The sequence below is a fragment of the Streptomyces pseudovenezuelae genome (genome assembly GCF_001513955.1).
Lineage (GTDB): Bacteria > Actinomycetota > Actinomycetes > Streptomycetales > Streptomycetaceae > Streptomyces > Streptomyces pseudovenezuelae.
Genome location: NZ_KQ948148.1, coordinates 134400 through 156872, shown reverse-complemented (window position 1 = coordinate 156872; position 22473 = coordinate 134400). Strand labels below are relative to the sequence as shown.

Annotated in this window: 15 protein-coding genes and 1 tRNA gene; 14 read left to right on the top strand and 2 right to left on the bottom strand. The window is 70.1% G+C overall.

Annotated features, from left to right (window positions below; translation table 11 throughout):
- Positions 1-556 precede the first annotated feature (556 nt).
- The 9 genes from AQI94_RS21140 to AQI94_RS44625 all read left to right on the top strand — a co-directional run bounded on the left by AQI94_RS21140 (position 557) and on the right by AQI94_RS44625 (position 14335).
- On the top strand, positions 557-754 hold the full coding sequence (locus AQI94_RS21140) for a hypothetical protein (protein ID WP_031046480.1): 198 nt from the start codon (positions 557-559) through the stop codon (positions 752-754).
- Between the two features lie 259 nt (positions 755-1013).
- Positions 1014-3833 (top strand): type I DNA topoisomerase, encoded by a 2820-nt coding sequence (topA, locus tag AQI94_RS21135; protein ID WP_031046484.1) that lies wholly within the window; start codon positions 1014-1016, stop codon positions 3831-3833.
- Between the two features lie 138 nt (positions 3834-3971).
- Entirely contained in the window at positions 3972-7163 is a 3192-nt protein-coding gene (gene tmk, locus AQI94_RS21130; protein WP_062229877.1) for a dTMP kinase, read from the top strand.
- Positions 7164-7306: 143 nt separating this feature from the next.
- Entirely contained in the window at positions 7307-8512 is a 1206-nt protein-coding gene (locus tag AQI94_RS21125; protein WP_062229876.1) for a DNA polymerase III subunit delta', read from the top strand.
- 96 nt (positions 8513-8608) lie between these two features.
- On the top strand, positions 8609-10240 hold the full coding sequence (locus AQI94_RS21120; RefSeq protein WP_031037742.1) for an alpha/beta hydrolase: 1632 nt from the start codon (positions 8609-8611) through the stop codon (positions 10238-10240).
- Positions 10241-10346: 106 nt separating this feature from the next.
- Positions 10347-10420, top strand: a tRNA-Thr gene (locus AQI94_RS21115).
- A 595-nt stretch (positions 10421-11015) separates the two neighbouring features.
- On the top strand, positions 11016-12275 hold the full coding sequence (locus tag AQI94_RS21110; RefSeq protein WP_051831907.1) for a hypothetical protein: 1260 nt from the start codon (positions 11016-11018) through the stop codon (positions 12273-12275).
- 4 nt (positions 12276-12279) lie between these two features.
- Positions 12280-13611 (top strand): hypothetical protein, encoded by a 1332-nt coding sequence (locus AQI94_RS21105; protein WP_051831906.1) that lies wholly within the window; start codon positions 12280-12282, stop codon positions 13609-13611.
- Positions 13612-13993: 382 nt separating this feature from the next.
- Positions 13994-14335: a hypothetical protein gene (locus tag AQI94_RS44625; RefSeq protein WP_158806154.1), complete on the top strand. Its 342-nt coding sequence runs from the start codon at positions 13994-13996 to the stop codon at positions 14333-14335.
- Positions 14336-14498: 163 nt separating this feature from the next.
- Here the strand turns inward: AQI94_RS44625 and AQI94_RS21100 are convergent, their stop codons facing one another.
- A complete protein-coding gene (locus tag AQI94_RS21100; RefSeq protein WP_031037738.1) occupies positions 14499-16100 on the bottom strand; it encodes a tyrosine-type recombinase/integrase in 1602 nt (533 codons plus the stop codon).
- Positions 16097-16777: a helix-turn-helix domain-containing protein gene (locus AQI94_RS21095; RefSeq protein ID WP_031037735.1), complete on the bottom strand. Its 681-nt coding sequence runs from the start codon at positions 16775-16777 to the stop codon at positions 16097-16099. The genes AQI94_RS21100 and AQI94_RS21095 overlap by 4 nt, the downstream gene beginning before the upstream one ends.
- Before the next feature lie 94 nt (positions 16778-16871).
- On the opposite strand from AQI94_RS21095, the gene AQI94_RS21090 reads away from it, so the two are divergent.
- The 5 genes from AQI94_RS21090 to AQI94_RS21070 all read left to right on the top strand — a co-directional run bounded on the left by AQI94_RS21090 (position 16872) and on the right by AQI94_RS21070 (position 22427).
- Positions 16872-17102 carry a hypothetical protein gene (locus AQI94_RS21090; RefSeq protein WP_031037732.1) on the top strand — a complete coding sequence of 77 codons (231 nt, stop codon included), beginning with the start codon at positions 16872-16874 and terminating at the stop codon, positions 17100-17102.
- A 227-nt stretch (positions 17103-17329) separates the two neighbouring features.
- The gene (locus AQI94_RS21085; RefSeq protein WP_031037728.1) at positions 17330-18613 is read left to right on the top strand and encodes a DUF3631 domain-containing protein; all 1284 of its coding nucleotides are present in this window, start codon (positions 17330-17332) and stop codon (positions 18611-18613) included.
- A 449-nt stretch (positions 18614-19062) separates the two neighbouring features.
- Positions 19063-19872: a DUF2637 domain-containing protein gene (locus tag AQI94_RS45690; RefSeq protein ID WP_225890232.1), complete on the top strand. Its 810-nt coding sequence runs from the start codon at positions 19063-19065 to the stop codon at positions 19870-19872.
- 186 nt (positions 19873-20058) lie between these two features.
- Positions 20059-20712 carry a plasmid mobilization relaxosome protein MobC gene (gene mobC / locus AQI94_RS21075; protein ID WP_078902603.1) on the top strand — a complete coding sequence of 218 codons (654 nt, stop codon included), beginning with the start codon at positions 20059-20061 and terminating at the stop codon, positions 20710-20712.
- The gene (locus AQI94_RS21070) at positions 20709-22427 is read left to right on the top strand and encodes a relaxase/mobilization nuclease domain-containing protein (protein ID WP_031037717.1); all 1719 of its coding nucleotides are present in this window, start codon (positions 20709-20711) and stop codon (positions 22425-22427) included. The genes mobC and AQI94_RS21070 overlap by 4 nt, the downstream gene beginning before the upstream one ends.
- Positions 22428-22473: the final 46 nt, after the last annotated feature.

The following is a 22473-nucleotide window of genomic DNA, read 5'->3' as shown; positions in this document are numbered from 1 at the left end:
GGCGGGATCGCTCCGGAAAAGGGCTCCGGTCGGTGGCGGGTGCGAAGCCACCTCCGAGAGACAGAGCTGACACGTCTTTCGGGGGCGGCACGCTGTGGGGGAGGCGCACGGTCTCGGACCCGTGCTCGGGGCTCAGGGGAGGCGCTGCGGGACGCGGCCGAGTAGGCCGTCCCGCCGACCGCGGAGGGCTTCGGCGCGGCGGGTGGCGGTACGGCATGTCTCGTACCAGGTGATCGACCGTTCGGGCCGCCCGCCCGGCGCGGTCTGAATCCGGTCGGTTTTCGTGCCGAATCCGGTGCGAACCGGTCACGGAAGTGCGGGATCCGGGTGAGAAGCGGGCGAGAACCGGACGGGATCAGGACTGGATCAGGACTGGATCAGGACGGGATCCGTGGGCGTCCGGGCGGCCGGGGCGGCGGCCCGGCGGTCGGCCGGGGGACGCCCGCGGCCGGGTCGGCGCGGGCGTTCACCCGGGGTTCGCCTCCCCGCCGCCCGCGCGTGCCAGTCTCCACCGAAGGCACATGCGCGGGCAGGGCGAAAAGGGGCACGGGAAACCATGGAGAGCGGACCGGCGGTCTTCGCGGGAATGGTGTTCGCCCTGTTCGGGGGAGGGCTGCTGGTGTGGACCGCGGCCCGGGTACGGCATCGCGGGCCCGTCGCCCACGGTGTGAGTCCCGTCGCATCCGCGAGCCTCGCGACCCTCGCCGCGCTCATCACGCTGGCCCTCGGCGCCTGGTGCTTCACCCGTCTCTAGGACGGCTCCTGGGAGGTCGGCGCAAGCGGGTCGACCGGTAAGGAGGAGATCGCCCTCCGGTTGAGCCCGAAAAGGCCGGTGGGTACGCCGGGCGGCAGGAATGGCGGTAGTCGGGTTACCGTTCGAGTGGCCGTTGCGGGCTTTTCCCGTTTGACACGGGGGCGGGATGTACCGTCACACTCCGCAAGCGTCCGCATGACCCGACCCCGGGAAACAAGACCTGGGGAGACCCCAGTGTCGACCGGAGAGAAGAGCGAAGTTGTCCCCGACCAGCGAGACCGCACAGGGCGGCCGCCGACTCGTCATCGTCGAGTCGCCTGCCAAGGCGAAGACGATCAAGGGCTATCTCGGCCCCGGATACGTCGTCGAGGCGAGCGTCGGGCACATCCGCGACCTCCCCAATGGCGCCGCCGAAGTGCCCGAGAAGTACACCGGTGAGGTCCGCCGCCTCGGCGTGGACGTCGAGCACGACTTCGAGCCGATCTATGTCGTCAACGCCGACAAGCGGGCCCAGGTCAAGAAGCTCAAGGACTTGCTGAAGGACTCCGACGAGCTCTTCCTCGCCACCGATGAGGACCGCGAGGGCGAGGCCATCGCGTGGCACCTCCAGGAGGTGCTCAAGCCCAAGGTCCCGGTCAAGCGGATGGTCTTCCACGAGATCACCAAGGCCGCGATCCAGGCCGCCGTCGCCAACCCGCGCGAGCTGAACCAGAAGCTGGTCGACGCCCAGGAGACCCGCCGCATCCTCGACCGCCTCTACGGCTACGAGGTCTCGCCGGTCCTGTGGAAGAAGGTCATGCCGCGCCTGTCGGCCGGCCGTGTCCAGTCGGTCGCGACCCGGCTCGTCGTCGAGCGGGAGCGCGAGCGCATCGCGTTCCGTTCCGCCGAGTACTGGGACCTGAACGGCACCTTCGCGACCGGCCGCGCGGGAGACCCCTCGGACCCGTCGTCCCTGGTCGCGCGCCTGCAGAGCGTCGACGGCAGGCGGGTCGCGCAGGGCCGCGACTTCGACTCCCTGGGACAGCTGAAGAGCGCGAACACCCTCCACCTCGACGAGGCGAACGCCCGCGCGCTGGCCGCCGCCCTGGAGCAGACCCGGTTCGCGGTCCGCTCGGTCGAGTCCAAGCCGTACCGCCGCTCGCCGTACGCCCCGTTCCGTACGACGACCCTCCAGCAGGAGGCCTCGCGCAAGCTCGGCTTCGGCGCGAAGGCGACCATGCAGGTGGCCCAGAAGCTGTACGAGAACGGCTTCATCACCTATATGCGTACGGACTCCACGACCCTCAGCGACACCGCCATCACCGCGGCCCGCGCCCAGGTCACGCAGTTGTACGGCGCCGACTACCTGCCCTCGTCCCCGCGCACCTACGCCGGGAAGGTCAAGAACGCCCAGGAGGCGCACGAGGCGATCCGCCCCTCGGGTGATCGTTTCCGCACGCCCGCCGAGACCGGTCTGACCGGCGACCAGTTCAAGCTCTACGAGCTGATCTGGAAGCGCACCGTCGCCTCCCAGATGAAGGACGCGACCGGCAACAGCGTGACCGTGAAGATCGGTGGCACCGCCGCCGACGGCCGGGACGTCGAGTTCAGCGCCTCCGGCAAGACGATCACCTTCCACGGCTTCCTCAAGGCCTACGTCGAGGGCGCCGACGACCCGAACGCCGAGCTGGACGACCGCGAGCGCCGGCTGCCCCAGGTCGCCCAGGGCGACGCCCTGAGCGCCGAGGAGATCACGGTCGACGGGCACGCCACCAAGCCCCCGGCCCGCTACACCGAGGCCAGCCTGGTCAAGGAGCTCGAAGAGCGCGAGATCGGCCGCCCGTCGACGTACGCGTCGATCATCGGAACGATCCTCGACCGCGGCTATGTGTTCAAGAAGGGCACGGCCCTCGTGCCGTCCTTCCTGTCCTTCGCCGTGGTCAACCTCCTGGAGAAGCACTTCGGCCGGCTCGTCGACTACGACTTCACCGCCCGCATGGAGGACGACCTCGACCGCATCGCGGCCGGTCAGGCACAGTCCGTGCCGTGGCTGAGGCGCTTCTACTTCGGTGAGGGCACCGCCACCGGCGGCGCGGCCGACGCGGGCAACGGCGACGGGGACCACCTCGGCGGCCTCAAGGAACTGGTGACCGACCTGGGCGCGATCGACGCGCGCGAGGTCTCCTCGTTCCCGGTGGGCAACGACATCGTGCTCAGGGTCGGCCGCTACGGCCCGTACATCGAGCGCGGCGAGAAGGACTCCGAGAACCACCAGCGGGCGGACGTGCCCGAGGACCTGGCACCCGACGAGCTGTCCGTCGAGCTCGCGGAGGAGCTGCTCGCCAAGCCGAGCGGTGACTTCGAGCTCGGTGCCGACCCGGTGACGGGCCATCAGATCATCGCCCGCGACGGCCGCTACGGCCCCTACGTCACCGAGGTGCTCCCCGAGGGCACCCCGAAGACCGGCAAGAACGCCGTCAAGCCGCGTACGGCCTCGCTGTTCAAGTCGATGTCGCTGGACACGGTGACGCTGGAGGACGCCCTCAAGCTGATGTCGCTGCCGCGCGTCGTCGGCGCCGACGCCGAGGGCCAGGAGATCACCGCGCAGAACGGCCGCTACGGCCCGTACCTGAAGAAGGGCACGGACTCGCGCTCGCTTCAGGCCGAGGAGCAGCTCTTCACGATCACCCTCGAAGAGGCGCTGCAGATCTACTCCCAGCCCAAGCAGCGCGGGCGCGCGGCCGCCAAGCCGCCGCTGAAGGAGCTGGGCACCGACCCGGTCAGCGAGAAGCCGGTCGTGGTCAAGGACGGCCGCTTCGGACCGTATGTGACCGACGGGGAGACCAACGCGACCCTGCGCTCCGGCGACAGCGTCGAGGAGATCACCCCCGAGCGCGGCTTCGAGCTGCTCGCCGAGAAGCGGGCCAAGACGCCCGCCAAGAAGACGGCGAAGAAGGCACCCGCGAAGAAGGCCCCGGCCAAGAAGGCGACCGCCGCCAAGAAGACCGCGGCGAAGACGACCACGGCTGCGAAGAAGACGACGGCGAAGAAGACCACCGCCAAGAAGGCGACGGCTTCCAAGACGGCGTCCGAGGACTGAGACTCCGGCCTTCGCACGGGCTCGGTTCCTCCACCGAGGCTTCGCAATGCGAACGTCCCGGCATCACTTTGGTGTCGGGACGTGCGCACGTCAGGACGGGCCCTCCGGGCTGTCGGTGGCTCCGGATAGGCTGAACGCATGACCCGTGCGGAGCAGCCAACGGCCCCTGAACCGGCCCCCGACGACGCCCTGGTCGCGGACTCCCGCGAGCGCGCCGTCCGCGCCCTGCTGCGCAGGCCCCAGCTCAAACGCCTGTGGAGCGCCCAGCTCGTCGGTGGGATCGGCGACACCCTCGCACTCCTGGTGCTGGTGCTGCTGGCCCTTCAGGCGGCGGTCGCCGAGGGCTCCTTCGGCGGCGGCTACCGAGGCGTGGCCTTCGCAGTGGCGACCGTCTTCGGTACGCGCATCCTGGCGACGCTGCTCTTCGGCGCCGTCCTGCTCGGCCCGCTGACCTCGCTCACCTCGCAGGAGGGGCCGCTCGACCGCCGCTGGACCATGGTCGGCGCGGACGGGGTCAGGCTCGCCCTGCTCATCGTCGCCCCGCTGTGGATCGACTGGATGCCGGCCGACGCCCTCGCGATGCTCCTGGTGACCGTCTTCGTCGCCGGTGTCGCCGAGCGCTTCTGGACGGTGTGCCGCGAGAGCGCGGCGCCCGCCCTGCTGCCGGCTCCTCCTCCGGAGGGGGCGACGGTACGACCGCTGCCGGACCACCTGGACGCACTGCGCCGCCTGTCGCTGCGGACGACCTTCGTGGCGATCCCGCTCGCCGGCGCCGCGCTCGTCGTCGCCTCTCTGCTCAACAACCTGCTGGGCTCCGGCATCGACTGGTTCGGCCAGCACCAGCCGGCCCTCGCGTCGTACGTCGCGGCCGGACTGTTCGCCGCGTCCCTGTCGGTGCTGACCTTCCTGGAACTGCCCGACACCCGCACCCCGCGCGCGCGTTCGCCGCTGGAGGGGCTGCGCCGGCCCAAGACGGGCACCGGCGTCGACAAGGGCCGTACCGGCGCGATCCCGTTGCTGGTGCCGGCCTGCGCGGCCGTCGCCGGGGCGATCGCGGCCGCCGTGGCCGTCTCCGTGCTGCACGCCAAGGACCTGGGCGGCGGCCCGGTGCTGTACGGCCTGATGGTGCTCGCCCTGACCGGTGGTGTCGTGATCGGCATCCGCACGGCGCCCAGGGTGCTGGTCACGCTGTCGCGGCGCCGGCTGCTCGCGCTGGCGATCGCCTTCACCGGCATCGCCCTGCTGGCCGCCGGTCTCGTCCCGGACGTCACCACCGTGCTGCTGATCGACGCGCTGGCCGGTGTCGGCGCGGGCGTGGCCGCCAACACCGGGCACACCCTGCTCGACCAGGAGACCGAGGAGTACCGGCGGACCCGGACCACCGAGCATCTGCACGCGGTCGTGCGGGTCGTGGTGGCGTTCGGCGCGCTGGCCGCCCCCGCGGTGGCCGCGGCGATCGGACCGCACCGGCTGGAGAACGGCAGGTTCGTGTTCGCGCACGGCGGCGCCGCGTTCACCCTGATGCTGGTCGGCGCGCTGCTGCTGCCGGTGGCCGCGCTGGTGCTCGCCAAGGTCGACGACCGGTCCGGCGTTCCCCTCAGGCACGACCTGCGGGACGCGCTGCTCGGCGGCGACGACCCGGTGACGGTCCCCGCTGCCGCGGGTTTCTTCATCGCTCTGGAAGGCGGCGACGGAGCCGGCAAGTCCACCCAGGCCGAGGCGCTCGCCGAGTGGATACGGGCCAAGGGACACGAGGTCGTGGTGACGCGCGAGCCGGGGGCGACCCCGGTGGGCAAGCGGCTGCGGTCGATCCTGCTGGACGTGTCCAGCGCCGGGCTCTCGCACCGCGCGGAGGCCCTGCTGTACGCGGCGGACCGTGCGGAGCACGTGGACACCGTGGTCAGGCCCGCCCTGGAGCGGGGCGCGGTCGTGATCTCCGACCGCTACATCGACTCCTCGGTCGCCTACCAGGGCGCCGGGCGCGACCTGTCCCCGACCGAGATCGCCCGCATCAACCGCTGGGCGACGAACGGTCTGGTGCCGCATCTGACGGTCCTGCTGGACGTGTCGCCTGAGATCGCCCGCGAGCGGTTCACCGAGGCGCCGGACCGGCTGGAGTCGGAGCCGGCGGAGTTCCACGCGCGGGTGCGCTCCGGCTTCCTCACGCTGGCCGCCGCCGACCCCGGCCGGTACCTGGTCGTGGACGCCGGGCAGGAGCCCGAGGCCGTCACGACCGTCGTACGCCACCGCCTCGACCAGATGCTGCCGCTGTCCGAGCAGGAGATCCGGGAGCAGGAGGAGGCGCGGCGCAAGGCCGAGGAGGAGGCGCGGCGCAAGGCCGAGGAAGAGGCCGCGCGCAAGGCCGAGGAGGAGCGCCTGGAGCGTGAGCGCCAGGAGCAGCTCGCCCGGCTGAAGGCCGAGGAGGAGGAGCGCAAGCGGCGCGAGCTGGAGGAGGCCCAGCGCCGCGAGGCCGAACGCCAGGCGGAGGAGGCCCGGCTGCGGGCCGAGGAAGCGCACCGGCGGGCCGAGGAGGAGCGGACACGGCTCCTCGCCGAGGAGAAGGCCCGCGCCGAGGAAGAGGCGCGGCGCAAGGCCCAGGCGGAGGCCGCCCGCAAGCGGGCCGAGGAGGAGGCGCGGCTGCGCGCCGAGGCCGAGGAGCGGCGGCTGGAGAAGCAGCGCAAGGCCGAGGAGGCGTTGCTGAGGGCCGAGGAGGCCCGGCGGCTCGCCGAGGCCGCGGCCGCCGCTGCGGAGGAGGGGCCCAGGCAGGCCGCCTCTCCCGCGGCGGGGATGGACGCGGCGACCGTGCCCACGCCCGTGGTGACGCCGACCAACGCGTCGGGCGGTCCGGCGGACGAGACGGCCGTGCTGCCCCGGGTGCCCATGGAGAAGGACGACGAGGACTCCTCCGCGGGCGGGGCCTCCGGCGCCGCCGCCTCCGACTCCGAGGTGACGGCCGAGCTGCCGCAGCCGCCGGTTCCGCGGGGTGCGGCCGACGAGACCGCGGTGCTGCCGCCGGTCCCGCCGGGTGCCGCGGACGAGACCGCGGTGCTGCCTCCCGTGCCGCCGGGTGCCGCAGATGAGACGGCCGTGCTGCCCCCCGTGCCTCCGGCGCCGGGGCAGGGGCCTTCGGACCGGGTGCCGCCGGGGTACTTCCGGGACGAGGAGCGGACCCGGGAGTTGCCGCAGGTCGAGGCGGACGGGACACCTCGGCGCAGGGCTCGTTCGGACTGGGCCGAGGAGACCCCGCTGGACGATCTGCCGTCGCTCGCCGACGAGTTGCTCGGACCGCACGACGACGAGCACGGGGACGACCGGCGCCGCAGGCGCTGAGAGGTACATGCCGGTGGGGGCTCGCGGGAAACTCCGCGAGCCCCCACCGGCACGCGGCCGCCCACCGGGGCCGGGGCCGGTTGTCAGTGCTCGCCCGCACAATGGATCCCGTAGCGCGACATGACGAAAGGGCGGCGTGATCCATGACCGTATGGGACGACCTGGTCGGCCAGGAGAGGGTGAGCGAGCAGCTCGCGGCCGCCGCTCGGGACGCCGACGCCCTGGTCACCGCCGTCGCCACCGGAGCCCCGCCGCCCGAGGCGTCGAAGATGACGCATGCCTGGCTGTTCACGGGACCCCCCGGAGCGGGCCGGAACCAGGCGGCGCGGGCCTTCGCCGCCGCGCTCCAGTGCGTCAGCCCGGACCGGGCCCTCGGCGGAGCGCCCGGCTGCGGGTTCTGCGACGGCTGTCATACGGCCCTCATCGGCACCCACGCCGACGTCAGCTCCGTGGCCGCCGTCGGCTCCCAGATCCTCGCCGACGACATGCGGGACACCGTCAGGAAGTCGTTCACCTCGCCGGCGAACGGCCGCTGGCAGATCATCCTCGTCGAGGACGCCGAGCGGCTCAATGAGAAGTCGGCCAACGCGGTCCTCAAGGCCGTGGAGGAGCCCGCCCCCCGCACGGTCTGGCTGCTGTGCGCGCCGTCCATCGAGGACGTCCTGCCGACGATCCGCTCCCGCTGCCGGCACCTGAACCTGAGCACCCCCTCCGTGGAGGCCGTCGCCGACATGCTCGTGCGCCGGGAGGGCGTCGAGCCCGCCGCCGCGATGGCCGCCGCCCGTGCCACGCAGGGCCACGTCGACCGGGCCCGCCGCCTGGCCACCGACCCGGCCGCGCGCGAGCGCCGGGCCGCCGTGCTGAAGCTGCCCCTGCGCATCGACGACGTCGGCGGCTGTCTCAGGGCGGCGCAGGAGCTCGTCGACGCGGCGGCCGCCGACGCCAAGCAGCTCGCCGAGGAGACGGACGGCAAGGAGACCGAGGAGCTCAAGACGGCGATGGGCGCCTCGCAGGGCGGCCGCATGCCCCGCGGCACGGCCGGCGTGATGAAGGACCTGGAGGACCGGCAGAAGCGCCGCCGCACCCGGACCCAGCGCGACAGTCTCGACCTGGCCCTGACCGACCTCACCGCGTTCTACCGCGACGTCCTCGCCCTCCAGCTCGGCTCCCGGGTGGCGATCGCCAACGCGGACGCCGAGGACGCCCTGGAGCGGATCGCCCGCGGCAGCTCTCCGGAGACCACACTCCGCCGTATCGAGGCGATCGGCGCCTGCCGTGAGGCCCTCGACCGCAATGTGGCCCCGCTGCTCGCGGTGGAGGCGATGACCATGACGCTCAGAGCGGGCTGAGAACCGGCGGGTGATCACACGTTGACGGTGTCACTCGTACGGGCCGGTTTGTTCACTCAGGGCATGTGATCCAACGCGGAGAGTTAGGCTCGCTCGATGCACATCAGGCGAAATCCCCGCCACACCGGCCGGAAGCTTCCCCTTCGTCGGGCGCGGGCGTCGGCACCGGCGCGCTCGGCCCGTGCCGGCGGCGCCCTCCTCGCCGTCGCCGCGCTGCTCGTCACCGCCTGCTCCGCGGGAGCCTCGACGAGTTCGGCCACCTCGGCCGCCGACGTGGCCCTGGGCGCGCTGCCGCGGTCGACGCCGGCCGCCCTGTCGCCGTACTACGGACAGAAGGCACGCTGGCACAGCTGCGGGGTCCCCGGTTTCCAGTGCGCCACGCTGAAGGCGCCGCTCGACTACGACAAGCCCGCCGGCGGGGACGTCCGGCTCGCCGTCGCCCGCAAGAAGGCCACCGGGCCGGGCAAGCGCCTCGGGTCGCTGTTCGTGAACCCGGGCGGACCGGGCGGCTCGGCGGTCGGCTACCTCCAGGCGTACGCCGGGATCGGCTACCCGGCCGAGGTGCGGGCCCGGTACGACATGGTCGCCGTGGACCCGCGCGGGGTCGCCCGCAGCGAGCCCGTCGAATGCCTCGACGGGCGGGACATGGACACGTACACCCAGACGGACAGCACGCCCGACGACGCGCGGGAGACCACCGAACTCGTCGACGCCTACAAGAAGTTCGCGGAGGCGTGCGGCGCCCACTCGGCGAAACTGCTGCGGCATGTGTCGACCGTCGAGACGGCCCGGGACATGGACATCGTGCGGGCGGCACTGGGCGACGCGAAGCTGAACTACGTGGGGGCGTCGTACGGGACGTTCCTCGGGGCGACCTATGCGGGGCTGTTCCCCGGCCGCTCGGGGCGGCTGGTGCTGGACGGCGCGATGGACCCCTCGCTGCCCGCGCGCCGGTTGAACCTCGACCAGACGGCGGGCTTCGAGACGGCGTTCCAGTCGTTCGCGAAGGACTGTGTGCAGCAGCCGGACTGCCCGCTCGGAGCGAAGGGCCCGCCGAGCGGTCAGGTCGGCCGCAGGCTCAAGGCCTTCTTCCGGAAGCTCGACGCCCACCCGGTCCCCACCGGCGACGCGGACGGCCGCACCCTCGGCGAGGCGCTCGCCACGACCGGCGTGATCGCGGCGATGTACGACGAGAGCTCCTGGGCGCAACTGCGGGAGGCACTGAGCTCGGCGATGAAGGAGAAGGACGGCGCCGGGCTGCTGGTCCTCGCCGACAGCTACTACGAGCGGGACGGCGACGGCCGCTACAGCAACCTGATGTCCGCCAACGCGGCGGTGAACTGCCTCGACCTCCCGCCCGCCTACGACACCCCGGAGGAGGTCGAGAAGGCGGTCCCGGCCTTCGAGAAGGCGTCCCCCGTCTTCGGCGAGGGCCTGGCCTGGGCCTCCCTCAGCTGCGCGTACTGGCCGGTCGGACCCACGGGTGCGCCGCACCGCATCGAGGCCCGGGGCGCCGCCCCGATCGTCGTGGTCGGCACCACCCGCGACCCGGCCACCCCCTACCGCTGGGCCCGCGCCCTGGCCGCCCAGCTCGCCTCGGCCCGCCTGCTCACCTACGAGGGCGACGGCCACACCGCCTACGGCCGCGGCAGCGCCTGCATCGACTCCGCGATCAACGCGTACCTGCTCCGCGGCACGCCTCCCGCGGACGGGAAACGCTGCTCCTAGCCGGTCGCCGGACCCTCCGGGGGTGCGCCGCGGGCTGGTGCGGAGCACCCCCGGAAACTGTGTAGACTTACCGACGTTGCTGACCGCACCATGGTGCGGACGGCGCGCCGCCTTAGCTCAGATGGCCAGAGCAACGCACTCGTAATGCGTAGGTCTCGGGTTCGAATCCCGAAGGCGGCTCGGATTAACCCCAGGACTCACTCGCCGTGACCTGGGGTTTTTTCATGCCCGGGGCATGCCGAGCCGCACGACGGGGATGCCGTGGAAGTGCTTGCGTGAGCGATGCGTGAGCGGAGCGGCTCGCCGACCTACTTCTTGGGCTTCACCCGCTTGGCCTTCACGACGGCCTTGGGGCCTGCTCGCTCCGAGCGCAGGACATCTCCGCATGTGCGCTGCGCGGGCGGAGCGAGGCGTACTGACACCTGCGGCGGTGGCCATCTCATCTCACCCGCTGCTTGTCGTGGTGATCTCTCTTAGCGCGGGGCAGCCGTCGGCCCGAAGCGATTCTCGGCGGGCTGGTCGTCGCGTATCGGGCAGAACCTCGGGCTCTTATATATATGTTCCGGCTCTCATGCCCCATGAGAGCGCCTACATTAATAACTCCCTTGTGGCGTGGGTTGGTTGTGGTGACAGTGGTTGTCATCCGCCACGCCCCTCTTGTCATCGGAGCATTGATGCGCCTCATTCACTGCCTGCCCCTCAGGGGGCGTTCGTGCCGTAGCTCGCAGACGTCGGCCCGGTGGTTCCGGGCAACCGTGTTCCACGGAGGCCGAGGGTGAGCGTCGGGGGTGTGGGCATTCCACGGCTGCAGGACCTCGCGTACATCGAGGTCGCCATCGGCAACGTTGCTCAGGGCGCAACCTTCGAGCAGGTGCGTCGTGCTCTCGTCGACCGAGCTGCTGCGGTGGCGCGTGAGGGGGATACGGACGGCTCGTACTCTGCCCGCAAGTGGGAGCTAGCGCGGTCGGACACCAGGAAGCACGTCCACAACACCGTCGACGTCCTCAAGGAGCTGATGCGTCTCGGATGGGTCGAGAAGCACATCCTTCCCTCCAGTCCCAACTCCGCATACGCGCATGCCGATTCGGTGTTCACTCTCACCCCTGCGGGGGAGAGATGGGCGGCGCTTGTCGCCGCCGACGGTCGCGCCGCGTACAACGCGCTCACTGGCGTACTGCTCAACACGCATCCGCAATTCGAGGGTTTTCTGCGCCTCCTGGGCGCCCGACCGGACAGCAGCACCACTCACTTGACCATTCCCCTCTTGAGGTTCAGTGCGTCGGGCTACGGCACTAACGCGGCGTACCTTGACGCGTTCGTCGCGTTCGCTACGGACGCGGCAGCTCAGGGCACGCTCGGCTGGACTGCGGAGCCCGAGGCCATCAGTGAGAGCGTCCGCGACTATGTCCGCCGCTTCGAGGAGCGGGCGCGCGCCCGGGAGAAGGAGATCAGCCGAAAGCAGTTCGCCACCACGTGCGAAGAGGCCATGGCCCGGTTCGTATTTGGCGCGGCCGGCTGTCCTTTGGACTACATCAGCCTCGAGCTGCTACGCAGGTGGACTCGGTTTCTGGGGTTGGCCAACTTCAGCTACTACGCACCAGGACCTTCAGCGATGCGGCTCTGGCCCACCGCCGTGGTGACGGGTAGCGGCGATGCCGTCGCGATCAGCCGGCGAGTCGGCAAGGAGGTGCGTCGGGCAGCCCTCGACGCCGTCTGGGCGATCTGGCGCGAGCAAAGGGCCGACGCAGCCGGTGGCATGTACCTGCCCGTCTGGCAGCTGCGTGCGGCCGTTTGCTGGAAGCAACGGATCAGCGACGACGAGTTCGATCTGGCGTTGCGGGAAGCTCTCGCAGGCGAGCACCCCGGCCTTGGTTTGAGTATTCACCTCGATCAGGCGTCGCTGAGGGTCGCCCCTGCTTCGACCAAGCCCTTGATCATTCCCAGTGCGAGTGGGCTCCGACGTGTGTTCAACGTGATCAGCGTTGCACAGGAACCCACTGTCCACGCCACTTCAACCACCACCCAGGAGACCTGACACGATGACCGCCTCAACCCGTAGCGCGGGCCCCGTCTGGCTTAAGAAGCAATGGGGACTGCGTCAAAACCCCTTCCCGACCACGGGCATCGCCCGGTTGGGGGGCGCCGACGTGCGAGAGAACGGACTCCTCTACGAGCCGGACGTCAACGCGGACAAATTCGAGGAGGCCGTCGAGAAATTTGTGCTTGGGGCAGCCTTTTCCGGTCTGCGGTTCGGTTACCTGTGGTCGACGGGTACCGGCCCGGGCGACTCTGACGCCCGTGGGTTCGGCAAGTCTGTGCTCATGCAGCACCTCACATGGAGTCTCAACGAGGACTTCGGCCGTGCTGCGTATTTGAGCTGCGGCCTCGATGAGGACGATGCCTCCGAGGAACCGATCTGCGGGTTGCTGACGAGCTTCGACACTGCCCAGATCCGTTCCCTGAGTGCCGCTCTGTTCACGGCCGTCGAGTACGCGACGGATTTCCGGGCCGCTAATACAAGCCTTACGCTCGTCCAGCGCCTACGTGAGGCACTTGTCGCACGGACCGCCACCGACGATCCGCAGAGCCTGGCGAAGATCGTGGTCGAGCAGCATCGAGATCTTCGGGGCCGGACTCTGGGGCCGCCCGACGACAAGCTCATCCTGGCTTTGTGCGACGCGGACTCGACCGTTGCCCAGGACTACCTGGACAAGGTCAAGCCTGCTTCGCGGACCCGGAACGGCGCTGTGTATCTCGCGACGTTCCTCCTCTTCGCCGCGGCAGCAGGCATGAAGCACGTCCTGCTCTGCTGCGACCAGCTGGAGGACCTCGCGAGCACCACTACGGCGAAGGCCAAGCGTGATCTCGAAACCGAACGGTTCCGCGACATCATCCTCGAAACGCTGCCTATGGCCGACATGCTCAACATCGTGGTAACCATGCATCCTCGAGCAGCACTAACCATCGGCACGGCCTGGGAACTCGCGGACCTGCCGACGTTCGAGATCTCGGAGGCCAACAAGCACCGGATCGTGGTCCTGCCGGCGCTTCGTGATCTGGACTCGGCAGTCAAGCTCCTTTCTAAGTATCTCGCTGCTGCTCGCAAAAAAGACGATCGGCCGCGAGGGGACGTGTACCCGTTCACGTCGGAGGCGGTAGATGCGTTGTTCAGGCGATCGAATCGCAAGCCGCGCGACGTACTACGCAAGGCACAGGGCCTGATCGAGGCTGCGTCGGGTGACAACCTAGTGATCATCGACGAGGAGGCCGTCACCCGTTACTTGGACGCGGTCGGTCCCGACACCGAAGAGGACATCGGCCCCGTCCTGGCGAGTCCGGTGACTACGTCCCTGGACTGGAGCGCAGGGTGACCTCCTTAGCTTCGTGTTATGGAGAGTCGGGATGACGGCCGATGCCTGTGATGCCTGCCCCCTTTGCGGCGCCGCCCTGTCGTCATGGGAAAGCAGGCGTTGCGGCTGCGGGGGGCCACGCTGGGAGAGCCATGCAGAGGTCATGTACGCGATTGCCTGTTCGGTCCGATCACCCCTGCACGTACGTGACTTCGTTCGCCTTGCCCACAGCGATTACGGACACAAAATCGGTGTCCCCAGTGCCAATGCGGTGCTTTCGCCTGACCGGCGCTTCTGTTGGGCCGGTCAAGGAACCTACTCCTTGTACCGCCACGGCCCCCTGCCGGGCCCTCGAAATTTGGAAGGGGCGAGTCGGCTGGTTCTGCTCGCAGCCAACGAGCCCATGACAGCGGATGCGCTGGACTACTGCCTGAAGCAACTCGGATATCGGTACAACGTGGCTTCTTTGAAGAACGCGATCAGAAGCTCCAAGTGGATCACGTGGCAGCAGGATGGCCGGTGGGCGCATTCGCTGGGAGAAGCCGCCGAGGCCGAGCTGCGGCGCGAGGTTCCCGTTGTTCCAGACAGCCGTCACGCCGCGTGGGCGGCCATGCGAGATGTGCTGACCAGGGATGTGCGAGGTTTCATAACCCAGCGAGCGGAGCGGCTTCGCAACCTCGGCAGTCCCCACCGATTCGGTCTCAATTGGGACGAGGAACCAGGAGCGATGATGCTGCCGATGTGATGCCGAGGTCTCGGGTTCGAATCCCGAGGGCGGCTCCGGAAAAGGCCAGGTCACATAGCCCGTGACCTGGCCTTTTGTGTTGCTCGGGGCATGGCGCGTCACACGGCCGGGGTGCCGCGAGATGGCTTGAGTGAGCGATGGGTGAGCGGAGTGGTCCGGTGCCCTACTTCTTGGGCTTCTTCCGCTTGCTCTTCTTATTGGCCCTGGCCTCGGCTTTCGCCTTGTTCTTGGCCTTCTTGGTGGCCTGACGGGCCTCCTCCGCCTGGGTCTTCCTCTGAAGCGGGACCAGCTTGGCGGTGGCCTCGGCCGCGTTCTTGCCGACCTGTGGCAGGACGCTCTGGTAAATGTCCCGCGTGATTCGGGTGTCGCTGTGCCCGAGTGTGTCCGACACGATCTTCACGTCGATGCCGGCGGCGAGCATGAGCGTGGCCGCCCCGTGCCGGAGGTCGTGCAGCCGGATCGGCGGGAGCCCGGAGGCGGCGACGAGGCGCTCGAAGAGGTCGGTCACCTTGCCGGGGTGCAGCCAGGATCCGTCTTCCTGGGTGAAGACCATGCCGGTCTCGACCCAGGCCGTTCCCCACTCCTCGCGGTCCGCGTCCTGTTGTTCGCGGTGCCGCTTCAGGACGTTGACGGTGTCGTCGTCGAGCGCGACCACGCGGAAGCCGCTGTCCGTCTTGGGCTCGGAGGTCTCGACCTCCCACCCGTCCTGGACGAGCTGGGCGGAGACCGTCAGGGAGTGGTCGTCGAGGTTGGTCTCCGACCAGGGCTGCGCGCATGCCTCGCCCCGCCGCAGACCGCGGAACGCGATCAGGTGCCACATCGCGTACAGCCGGTCCTCCGCGAGGAAGTCGAGGAACGCGCCGGTCTGTTCGGGCGTCCAGACCATGACGGGGGAGGGCTTCTCGCCCGTCTGCTCCCACCTGGCGACCCGCGCGTCGGTCCACACCAGAGCCTTCGGCTTGCGCACGGGGTCGAGCTCGACGTGGGCGGCCGGGTTGAAGGTGAGGATCTGCTGGCCGATCGCGTCGTTCAACGCAGACCGCAGCGTGGCCTTGATACGCAGCCGGGTAGCCGGGCCGGTCACACGCCGGAACGGCGGCATGGCATCGATCGCCGTCTTCATCACCTTGCGGCGGGCGCGGTTCTCCAGGCCCTTCCACGGCACGGTGGCCAACTCCTCGACCGCGGCACGGCGCTGGGCGTTCTGCTCCAGGATCTCGGCATTGGCGTCGGAGATGGCCGTGAACATGTCGCTGAGATTGCTCACGCGCAGCCGATCGAGACGGTGGTAGCCGATCCGAGGCTTCAAATGGAACCGGATATCGGTCTCGTAGCGGCTGAGTCCCGACTTGCGGATGCGCTTGCCGTCGAGCCACCGATCGAGCCACTCGCCGACGGTCAGGCGACCGATCAGGTCCTGACCGGACTTCAGGCGCCGGCGGGTCTCCTCGACATCCGGCAGTGGCGACTTCTCGTCGCCGACCTCCTCCAGCATGGCGGCGATCAGCGCCATGCCCTCGGGGTCGTCGGTGTCGGCGAGGCCGAGCAGGGCGCGTATGTGGTCGAGGTCGGCCTGGGCGGCCTTGAGGCTCTCGTAGCCGGCGCGGCTGAAGGAGCGGCGGGTGCCGTCCTCGCGGGGCGGGAGCTCCTGGCGTATGGAGTACGAGCCGTGCTTGCGGCTGGAGAGCTTCGGGCACTGCTTACCGAGTGGCTTACCGGTGTGGGCGTCGCGGCAGTAGCAGCGGCGGTGGGTGGAACCCTTCAAAGATCATTCTCCTCATCGGTGTTGCCGACGGGTGGGTCGACGTCGGCGAGTTCCGGTGGCAGGTGCGGTGGTGTGCCGCCGTCTTCTCGGATGAAGGCGCGGGCGCTGCGGAGCCGGTACTTGGCTTCCAACGCCCTTTCTGCGTAGTCGGCTTGGGCGAGTACGGCTTCCTCGCGTTCTGCCTGGTTGGGTGCTGTCTCGGCTTTCCAGCGCTCATGCTTCTCGCCTTTCAGGGCGGCCAGGGCGGCGCGCTGGTGGTGGATGTGGGCGCGGAAGGAGCGGAGCATGTCGTCTTCCATGCCGAAGTCCTCGCTGTCGCCGGTGAACCAGCGCATGGCATCCCATGTCGGGTCGGAGTGCTGCAGGGGAAGGCGCTGGACTCGGTCGACGTAGCCGACGGGGTAGAGCAGGCAGATCGGGTAGGTGTGCAGGGCTTCGGCGAGGACGAGGACGTCGACCAGGGGCAGGTTGGCGCGGCGGCCGGACTCCATGTTGGCGATCACGTTGCGCGGGATCGGGTGGCCGATCTCCTCGCAGCGGTCTGCCAGGTCCTGGGCGCTCATGCGTAGCTCCTTCCTTCGTCTGCGGACCTCGGCGGCCACCGTGGCCATCACCTGATCCACCCACTCCGGGACGTCGTCCTCGTCATCTCCAGGATCAAAACCGCGTTGTGTCATGGAGACACATTAGCTTCCCGATGATGGTTAGTGATCGCCTGGAGCCGGACGTGATGCCGCGTTCGCCGAGGGCTCACTCATGGACGGAGCATTTATGCGCGACAACGAGAGCGCGGAGCAGGCCAAGGGCATGACGCGGGAGGAGCTGCTGGCCCTGCCCGCCGCCGTTGACCTGGACACCGGCAACCGGGCGCTGGGGCTGGGTCGGAGCAAGGGTTATGAGCTGGCCAAGCGGGGCCAGTACCCGTGCAAGGTCCTGCGGCTGGGCAAGGCGTACCGCGTCGTGACCGCCGACCTGTTGCACCTGCTCGGCCTGGCCGCATGACCACCCGAGCCCGTAGCAGACGCTTCTGCGCTGAGCTGACACAGAAACGCTGGACTGTGGCCGGACGTGGACGTACTGTCCGTGTTCCCTCGCCCCGGTCAGGGAAGCGAGAAAGCCCCCGGCGCGCCAACGCCGGAGGCTCCGCACACTCCACTGCCCGCATACCAACGAACGACCTGCGTGAGTCGGGCCTGCATGCCCGATGTCACCGGATAAGGAGCTGCCCTGTGCAACCTACGACACCCGAGCCCTATTCCGCACCCAGCAAAGCGGCGTGGCCGACCGTCGCGGTGCCCGGCCGGCCCGGCCACGCGCCCGAAGCCGCCCCGGCGGCCGACGGCGGGGCACCGGATACGGTTCCGGTAGATCAGCCCGCCGAGGAGGCGGTGCCAGACCCGGAGCCGACGTACGGCGCCGAGCTGCTGAACGAACTGCGTGCCCAGATAGCCCAGTTCGTGATCCTGCCCTCCCAGCAGGCGCTGGACGCGGTCACGCTGTGGGTCGCGGCGACGCACCTGCAGCCCGCGTGGCAGCACGCCCCGCGCCTGGCGGTGGTCGGGCCGGCGAAGCGGTGCGGCAAGTCACGGCTCCTGGACGTGCTGACCGAGACGGTCCACGAGCCGATGCTCACCATCAACACCACGCCGGCGGCCATCTTCCGCTCCATCACCGACGAACCGCCCACCCTGCTGGTGGACGAGGCCGACACCATCTTCGGCACGCCGAAGCAGGCGGAGAAGAACGAGGAGATGCGTGGCCTGCTCAACGCCGGCCACCAGCGCAACCGGTACGTCACCCGCGTCGTCGGCAACGACCACACCCCGCACCGGTTCGCCACCTTCGCCATGGCCGCCCTGGCCGGGATCGGCGACCTGCCCGACACGATCATGGACCGGTCGGTGGTCATCCGCATGCGCCGCCGGGCCGAGGGCGAGAGCGTCAAACCCTTCCGCTCCCGCCGTGACACCCCCGCCCTCCACGACCTGCGCGACCGCATCGCCGCATGGACGCGGCCGCTGCTCGACGAGGCCGCCGACCTGGAACCGGCGATGCCGGTAGAGGACCGTGCCGCCGATACCTGGGAGCCCTTGGTGATCGTCGCCGATCTCGCCGCCGGGCCCTGGCCCCGCCTCGCCCGCGCGGCGTGCGCGCAGATGGTGGCGGCCGAAGTGGCGGCCGAGGAGGATCACCCCAGCTCAGCGCGGATCCTGGCCGACATCCGGCGGGTCTTCGTCGCCCAGCGTGAGGTCGACAGCCTCTCCACGGACGAACTCCTGCACCATCTGCGCCAGGACCTGGAAGGCCCGTGGGCGGAGTGGGGTCGCAAGGGACTGGGCCCGCGTGAGCTCGGCTCGCTGCTGCGCGACTTCGACATCAGGCCCGGCAACGTCCGCCTCGCCGACGGCACCCAGCGCAAGGGCTACACGCGCAACAAGTTCCTCGATGCGTGGCGGCGCTACTGCCCGACCGTCCACCCGGTCGACACCGGCCCCGCGCGCAGCGAGGGCTGAGACCCCCCAGTCCCCGGTTGCCGTCCTTGCCGTCCCTGCCGTAATCCCGCAGGTCAAACGGCATGCAGGCAAGACGGCAACCGGGGCCAGGACGGCAACATGATCATGACCGACGTTGCTGCCCGCCGGGACGCCGCCCACATCCGTCTTGTGCCGTCCCGGACGTCCCCGCCGTATCACCGCAGGTCACAGCACATGCGGCCGGGACGGCAAGGCGGATGCGATCCGTCCGTGGCCACCGAACCGCAGCACCCGCCGCCCGTGCGTGCCCATAGGACGCGCCGGCGCCGCCAAGACGGAACACCGACCCCCTGCCGTACCGGCCCTGACCTGCGCTTGCAACGGCCAGGACGGCAAAGACGGACCACGCCACCACCCCAGGAGAACCCCGCTTGACCACCCTCTCCACACCCACTCACCAGGACCATCGCCCTGGCGAAGGACGGCCGATGACGAGCAAGCAGGCTGCTGAGCGGTACGCGCTCGTCGCGGCGGGCGTTGTCATCGTGGCACTCACCGCCGGCGGGTTCTGGCTGTCGTACGCGCACCTCGCCGAGGTCGCCGGACAGCACGGCCTCAAGAACTCCCCGGTCCGTCAGTGGGCCTGGCCCGCGACCCTGGACGCCTTCATCGTCGCGGGTGAACTCCTCATGCTCCGCGCGGGTCTGCGCCGCGTCGCCGACGGCTGGGCCATCGCCCTCACCGCCACCGGATCGATCGGTTCCATCGCCCTCAACGTGGCCGGGGTCAACGGCACGGGCAACGCCGGCGCCGTGCCTCTCCTCGACTACGTGGTCGCCGCGGTTCCCCCGACAGCCGCGCTGCTGGCCTTCGGCGTCTTGATGCGGCAGATCCACCAGCTCGTCGCCGACCCACCCGACGCCACCGAACGCCACAACGGTCTCCCGGAGCCAGCAGGTCTCGACGTGGCGGACGGTCAGGCCGACGTGGCTCGGGGTTCTGCCGAGGTGGCGCAGGGCGCCGCCACTGTGACGGAAACCCCGCAGTCTTCCGCCGAGCCGGAAGACCAGAAGCCCAGCGCTGTGTCCGACGAGTACCTCGCGATTGCCCGCACCGCGCCACTGGGACGCGGAGACCGTGCCTCGCGCCGCCACATCGAAGCGACGATCCGCGGCAAGGGCCTCCCGATCGGCAGGGCCGACGCGGAAAAGCTCAAGGACGTCCTGCAAGCCGAACTCGATGAGGCCACCTGTCAGCGGCAGGACGACCTCGACATGACCCCCGCTGGCGCTCCCTGAGCCCCCGCGCTCCCATCGCTCCGGCGCAACTCGCATCGCTCGTCCCCGCGCAAATCCGCGGGGACGAGCGACCGCACCGCAACGAGTCAACCCGACACCGCCGCTCCACCCGTCCTCGCCCTGACAGGTATGGGACGAGGCCGATCGTCACTGACTGGCCATCAACACCCTATGGAGAGTCACCTCATGCACAACCAGAACCACGAACCCCCGTCGCACCAGCAGGAGATGACGACCACCACAGCCACCAGTGCGCCAGCAAGGTATCCCGCTGGACCGTCCAAGGACGGCCGCAACGGGGAAGTCTCCACCCCGGGGGTGGCGGAGGACCTCGGGCGCCAGGGGGCACCCGAGGAGGAACAGATCGCCGACACCGTCACCGCCCAGCTGCCGCGCGCCGCCGAAGCCGCCGCGCTGCACCGTGTCGCCCGACGTCGCAAGCCTGACCCGAACGGCCAGCGCAAGGAGCGTGTCGACGCCCGCTACAGCCTCGACGAGAAGACCGAGATCCTCGCCATGGCGCGGTCGCTGAACATCGCCGGCGCCCACTACGTCGGCGCTGTCGTCATGGCCCACGTCCAGGGCGACCTCGCCCTGCCCGGCCAGCGAACCCCGCTCGACGACTACATCGACGAACTGACCGCCCTGCGTGGCGAGGTCGTCAAGATCGGCCACAACATCAACCAGATCGCCAAGAAGCTGAACTCCGGCGGCCATATACAGCCTGGGGATACCACCGTCCTGGCCCAGGGCGAACGCACCTTGACCGCGGTCGGCGCCACCGTCCGCCACATCGCCACAGCCGCGAACCAGGCCGTCACCAAGAAGGCCGCCCGATGATCGCGAAGATCCGCAGCGGCAAGGAAACCGCCGGACTGATCCGGTACCTGTTCGACACGAAGAATGCCAAGGACCACACCGACCCCCATCTGGTCGCCTCCTGGGACGGCTTCGCCCCCGACCCCGGCCGCGCCGACGACTTCGACGCCACCAGGAGCCTCCTCGTGGCCGACCTCGACCTGCACGTCAAGCAGGCCCGACGGCTCGGCCGCGCGCCCGAGCAGCACGTGTGGCACTGCTCGATCCGCGCCGCCGAGACTGACCGCATCCTCAGCGACGAGGAATGGGCCGACATCGCCCGCCGCGTCGTGGCGGCCACCGGCATAGCACCGGAAGGCGATTCGGACGGATGCCGCTGGGTCGCCGTCCGCCACGCCCCCGACCACATCCACATCGCTGCCACCAAGGTCCGGGCGGATCTGCGCACCGCCCGTCACTGGAACGATTACCTCACCGCAGACCGTGAACTCGCTGCCATTGAGAAGGAATACGGCCTGTTCGAAGTGGTCCGCGGTGACCGCACCGCTGCGAAGCGGACCACCCGTGCCGAGCAGGAGAAGGCCCGCCGCGCCGGCCAGGAGAAGCCCGCCCGCGAACGGCTGCGCGCCACCGTGCGCACCGCTGTGGCCGCCGCCACCAGCGTGGAGGAGTTCGTCCACCTGCTCAACCACCTCGACGGCGTGCTCGTCGAGGTCGTCCACTTCCCCTCGGGTGACGTGCGCGGCTACAAGGTCGCCAGCGAAGACACCACCACCGCCGACAACGAGCCCGTCTGGTTCTCCGGCTCCGAACTCGCCCCGGACCTCTCCTTCCCCAAGATCCAAAAGCGCCTGGAGAGCATCGACCCACAGTCCGCTGACAAGCCAGGCCGGCGCAGGCCCAACCCCTGGCACCAGGCCACCGCCGCCGCCGAACGCATCCCCCACCACCTCGACCAGACGGACGACGAAGCCTCCCAGGCCCACCTCGCCGCCTTCGGCGAAGCCCTCGACGCCCTCCCCCTCCTCGCACCCCAGCCCCTGCGCCCCCAACTCCGAGAGGCGGCGACCGCGTTCGAGCGCGCCACTCGCTCCCGCATCATGGCCGAACATCACCACGCCCGCGCACTGCGCGGCGCGGTACGGGCGATCGTCCGCGAGCCCGCCTCCAAGGACGGCGCCGTCCTGGCGATGTTCCTGGACGCGGCGATCCTCGTGGTCGTTGCCGCTGCCCGCTGGCACCAGCTCCGCCACCACGACCAGCAGGTCGCCGGCGCCCAGCAGACACTGGTCCACCTCCAGGCCGCCTACGACCAAGCCGCAGCCGCACCCCTGGCCGCCCTCGCGCAGCGCCAGCCACCTCAGCAGGCCGTGGAACGGCAGATCCGCCGCCTACGCCAGGCCGTGCCCGAGCATGCGGAGCAGATCATCGAAGATCCCGCTTTCGCGGCTCTCACCGCCGCCCTCGCCGAGGCAGAAGCAGCCGGACACGACCCGGAACGGCTCCTCCAGCAGGTCGCCGACCAGCGTGCCCTGAACGACGCCCGCCGCCCCGCACGAGTCCTGGCCTGGCGCATCCAACGCCTCAGCGAAAGGCCGGCACCCAGCGCACAAGCCCGTGCAGCACAAGCCCACAGCCCAGCCTGGGGCGACAGCGCAGCACGGCGCCCCGACGCTCCAGAGCACACGGCAGCAGCCGCCCCGGCCCCGCAGCCGTCGCAGGCTCGGCGGCGCTGATCACGATCTCAGCTGCGGGCGGTGACGCGCTGTCAGACGCCAGAAC